The 4,905-nt window shown below is 42.8% G+C and carries 4 protein-coding genes, 1 tRNA gene and 1 pseudogene; all 6 read right to left on the minus strand.

What is annotated here, in order from left to right; all coding sequences use genetic code 11:
* Window positions 1-288: glycerol-3-phosphate acyltransferase (locus MUP17_02140; protein ID MCJ7457774.1), on the minus strand; the 288-nt coding region annotated here is incomplete at its 3' end.
* 61 nt (window positions 289-349) lie between these two features.
* Window positions 350-664, minus strand: a complete 315-nt coding sequence (locus MUP17_02145; GenBank protein MCJ7457775.1) for a DUF6504 family protein — start codon at window positions 662-664, stop codon at window positions 350-352.
* 260 nt (window positions 665-924) lie between these two features.
* Window positions 925-2,217 (minus strand): annotated as a pseudogene (gene der, locus MUP17_02150) (ribosome biogenesis GTPase Der).
* Between the two features lie 132 nt (window positions 2,218-2,349).
* On the minus strand, window positions 2,350-3,654 hold the full coding sequence (locus MUP17_02155; GenBank protein MCJ7457776.1) for a DUF512 domain-containing protein: 1,305 nt from the start codon (window positions 3,652-3,654) through the stop codon (window positions 2,350-2,352).
* 39 nt (window positions 3,655-3,693) lie between these two features.
* Window positions 3,694-3,765, minus strand: a tRNA-Gly gene (locus MUP17_02160).
* Window positions 3,766-4,113: 348 nt separating this feature from the next.
* A partial coding sequence (locus MUP17_02165; GenBank protein MCJ7457777.1) for a fructose-1,6-bisphosphatase occupies window positions 4,114-4,905 on the minus strand: 792 nt, incomplete at its 5' end.

Consider the following 4,905-nt stretch of genomic DNA (forward strand, 5'->3'; position numbering starts at 1 on the left):
GATTACTGCTATGCCTGCCAGTATCATCAGGCTGACCGGATTAAGAAACGGCTGGCCAATAGATATTCGACCCAGCCAAAGCGTAGCAACCAGTCCCTTGCCTATATCTAAAATCAAAACTATCAGAGCAGGAATTGGACCTACAACTCGATAGACATTGGTAGCACCTGGATTTTTGGAGCCGTGCTCGCGAATGTCGATTCCTTTCCAGAATTTGGAGACGATTATTCCGAAAGGGATTGAGCCGAGAAGATAGGAAAAAACAATTATAACAATAAGTGAGAGCATTTCAATTTCTCTTGTAAAAAAAATAACGAGGGCACGGCACGCCGTGCCCCTACAAAAACGTTTATTTTATCTTCTGATATAGAAACCATTCTCCTTCTTCTCTACGAGCCGTAAAGCCTTTATCGGCTTTTTTGCTTTTCCTGTCAAGATAAATCTCGAAAACTTCGTCCTCACTGGTCTGGACTCTGTAATAATTACGGTGATGTCTTAGCCTCCAGGTTCGGGCTTTAGGTGCGCCCTCAGAAAATCCCCAGTCGTACCAGGCGGCTATTATCTCGTTTATTTTGTATTCCTTCTTATTCCAGATGAATAAGACCGGTGCTCTTTTAGCCTTGTCAATTGTCACCTTAATCTTTTCCGAAAGGAACTGGGGCATATTTAAGAAAACTTAGGGAAACCTGAAGGTTTCCGCTACATCTTTTATTCTTTTTTGTTCTATCCCCGTGTCCGTCAGGTCCCCTGACCTAACGGAGAAGTTCTGATGTTCTGTCTTGCCAGGTCGGGGGACCTGGCAAGCACAAGGAAGGTTGAATTTGTATTCTGTACCTGCCCAATTTATTGGGCATTATATAGCTCGATAAATCGAGCAACTACAATTTGCAAGGTAAACCTAAAGGTTTACACTCCATTTCCTTTTTATTCTCTTTTGTTTACTTTTATCTTTATGGGGCATCCCTTGAAACCGAAATGCTCTCTGATTTTGTTCTGCAAAAATCTTAAATACGGTTTTTTTAAATGCTCCGGATAGTTGCAGAAAAAGACAAAGGTCGGGGGTTCTATATCGATCTGGGTACAGTAGTATAGCTTTACATGTTTTCCCTTGACTGAAGGAGGAGGTTGCCTTTTTATCTCCATCTCCAATTTTTGGTTCAGCTCGCTGGTCTCTATCCTTTTCTTCCTTTCCAGAAATACTTCTTTGACAAGCTCTATCGTTTTATCTACTCTCTGCCCGGTTTTGGAGGAGATGTAGATCACCGGGACAAAATCCAGGAAAGGAGCATAAGACTTTATCCATTTGGAATACCGGTCAGCGGTCTTGGTTTCTTTTACAATCAGGTCCCATTTGTTTACTCCGATTACCAGCCCTTTCCACATCTCTACTGTTTCCTGGGCAATTTTTAAATCCTGATTAACCATCCCTTCTTGAGCCTCTGTCAGAAGCAGACAGACATCTGCTCTCTGGATAGACCTCAAGCTCCTCAGTGAGGTATGATATTCCAAATCATCTATGATCTTGGATCTTTTTCTCAATCCGGCAGTATCAATGAAGATAAAATCATCGTCTTTAATTTTGAGCCTGGTATCGATTGAATCTCTGGTTGTTCCAGGCATTTCACTTACGACTAACTTCTCCTCGCCTAAAAGGGTATTAATGAAAGTGGATTTGCCAACATTAGGCCTGCCGATAATCGCCACTTTAATCCCCTCTTCTTCCTCCGCTTGTATAGTCTCTGGGATCAGCTTAGCTATATCGTCTAAAAGCTCAGTGGCATTCCTGCCGCTGGTTGCTGATACTAGATAAGGAACACCCAAGCCCAGTCTTTTCAGAGAATAGGTCTCCAATTCTTCCTTTTCATTATCCACTTTGTTAGCCACCAGGAAAACCTTTTTGTCGATTCTTTTGAGTTTTTTTGCGATTTCAAAGTCTACATCCTGGGCTCCGACTTTGTTGTCAATCAGGAATAGAATGAAGTCTGCTTCCTCGATAGCGCTTTCAGCTTGGGCTTTTACCTGCCTTTCCAGCTCATTCCTGGTCGAGGGCAACAGTCCTCCGGTATCAACCAGATAGAAACTCTTGCCGTTCCAGGTACAGAGAGAGTAATTTCTGTCTCTAGTAACGCCGGGGCGATCATCCACTACTGCGAGTCTTTTTTTCAACAGTCGATTAAACAGAGTGGATTTCCCCACATTTGGACGACCGATTATGGCAACTATGGGTAATGACATGGTGTCTTTATATTTTGTAGTTGCCCAATTTATTGGGCATTATGGAGCTCGATAAATCGAGCGACTACAATTCTTGAGATAAACCTATCCGCATGACGGATCCGTAGGAAAGGTTTACACTCCAGAGTTTCTCTCTGATAATACATAGAGCAAAGATTTTATCAAATCATAAGAACCTGAAACAACATTTACCCCTAATTTTTCTTCCAGGTATGAAGGTTTTAAATCATCTAAAAAAACTCCATCTGAATTCAAGCAGTTGGGTGGTAACATTACCAAATCTCCATATTCTGATTTTCTTAAGGTATGAAGTATATCTTTACCAGTCAACAGGCCAGTAACCGTAACGCTCTTTCCTAAGAAATTGTTTTTCACGGGAATCAAATTGATCTCAAGGTTTTTAATCTGTTTCAGCCTGTTAAGGACATGACCTCTCAAAAACTTATTTGCCAGTATGCCCGTTACCAGAGTCAAGCTGGATTTGGGCTTTAGGCTTCGAGGCAGTAATTTCTGTTTCCTTTTAAACTTGTCTAAAAATTCCCTCACCATCCCCACACCATTCTCGACTTGATAGAATTCATCATAATATTTTTTCGGGGGGATGTCAAGTCCAGCTAAAAGATAAAACTCATCCGCCGCATAGACAAAATTTGATTTGTATTTTCTCCTGAAATAAGCCTGCCAGCGTTCCACTGACTTTATGAGCTTTCTTGGATATTCTTTATCAGCCGTTTTTAATCTTGGCAGTCCCTTTCTGAACCTGGTTAGACCAACCGGCACTATGGCTAATGATTTTGCCCAGGGATAAAATAAAGAAAGATCGTAAACTGTCTTTTCCAGATAATGTCCGTCATTGACTTCTGGACAAATGACAATCTGGGTATGCAACTCGATTCTGTTCTCAGTCAATCTGCGAATTGAAGGTAGAATGTCGGGTGCTTTTGGATTGCCCAGTATTTTTTTCCTGAGCGACTCATCTGTCGTATGCACGGATACATATAAGGGACTTAACCGTTGTTTTATTATTCTCTGAATGTCCTGCTCAGATAGATTTGTTAGGGTGATGAAATTGCCATGCAGGAATGAGAGACGATAATCTTCATCTTTAAAATAGAGCGGCTTCCTCAAGCCCTTTGGTAGCTGGTGCACAAAGCAGAAGATGCATTTATTGCCACAACCCCTGTATTTTTTCTCTTCAAAAGTTATGCCCAGGTCCTGGTCTGGTTTTTTGACTATTCGGACTCCCCTTATCCTGCCTGATTTGTCTTTAATCCTCAGATCGAGCTTCTCATCACTGGATTGGAATTTGTAATCGATAAAGTCCTTTATCGGAGATTTGTTAATCTCCAAGATCTCATCTCCAGGCAGAATCAAATATTTGTCCGCCAGACTTCCTTTTTCAACTGATTTTATTTTCACTTCTTCACCTGCTCCAAATACAAAAAAACAAATAAAAAAAGCGGGCGAAGGGAGTTGAACCCTCGACGTCAAGCTTGGGAAGCTTGCATTCTACCGCTGAATTACACCCGCTTAGTCGCTATCTATATATAACTTATAAGGATTAGTGTCAAGTATAATTTTAGCAAATACTGGAGTGTAAAGCTTTAGCTTAACTTTAATCCTTTGGTAAACCTAAAGGTTTACACTCCAAATCGGTATCCCCACGTTGCCTATCAGTGCTTGCCAGGTCCCCTGACCTGGTAAGTTTTTCGTCGGGTCAGGGGACCCGACGACCACAATGGTATTATTCAAGTTCTAATATATCCCGCCTTGAGGGCAATGCCTCGCTACCGCATTGACGGGCAAGGGTGCCCGTCCTACGAAAGTCGGTGGGTCAGAATCGTAGGCAGGGCTCCCAGCCCTGCAGGTTTCGAACTCTTACCGCCTCACTATGAATTTTTTATCCAGCTCTTTAAGCTTCTCTACTATCCCTCCATATTCTAATTCTGAATATGGAAGCATGGCACAGCCGGAAAAACCCTGGCGTCTCATTTCAATAGCCTTCTGCGAGACCATATTCCGGATATAATCCCAGAAAGGCTGGTCAAAAGCATCTGCCGGCTCGGTTAGCACACCTTCTCTCATAGAAAAGGCTTGAGCAGATACGACCGGAGGACCGTCAAAGAATGAAATCGGGGAATTAGCTCTTACCGGCATTAAAGGACCTGTATGACTGCCTCGCATAAATCCGGCTACATAGTGACCTATACCATACGGCGAAAGCACCTCACCGGTAGCTGGAAAGCTTCCCTGGACTCTGACCAGGCAAACCGGATCGTCCTTACCGGTATATTTGCCTGCAATGTTATGTAGTCTGGTGGTGCTTGCTGCAACTGACTGTTCGCCGCTATTTCTGCAATGTATAGATTCAATCACAAATCTCTGATTGTCTCTCAGGAGCGCGGCTATATCGTAAAGATTTTCAGGTGCTGAAAGCTCGATCACCCTGTCCGCATCAACATACTCGACGTCCATAATGGTGAACTTAAATCCTTTGCTCATGCCGGGAGAAAGCAAAAGCCCAGCATTATGCATCGGGTCAGCAAAGCTCAAATAAAGCGGCAGATTATAAGCACCCGGATCAGTTTTATCTGCGGCAAAGAAAAGGAAGGATTCATTCGGTCTTTCATCTATCTCTAACTCAGCCACTGCTGGTCCCATCCCCCTGAC

This window comes from Candidatus Zixiibacteriota bacterium (assembly GCA_022865345.1).
Lineage (GTDB): Bacteria > Zixibacteria > MSB-5A5 > MSB-5A5 > RBG-16-43-9 > RBG-16-43-9.

Excerpts from the sequence above, each read along its gene's own strand:
- MUP17_02145 (MCJ7457775.1), bottom strand. The coding sequence starts at position 664 with ATGCCCCAGTTCCTTTCGGAAAAGATTAAGGTGACAATTGACAAGGCT.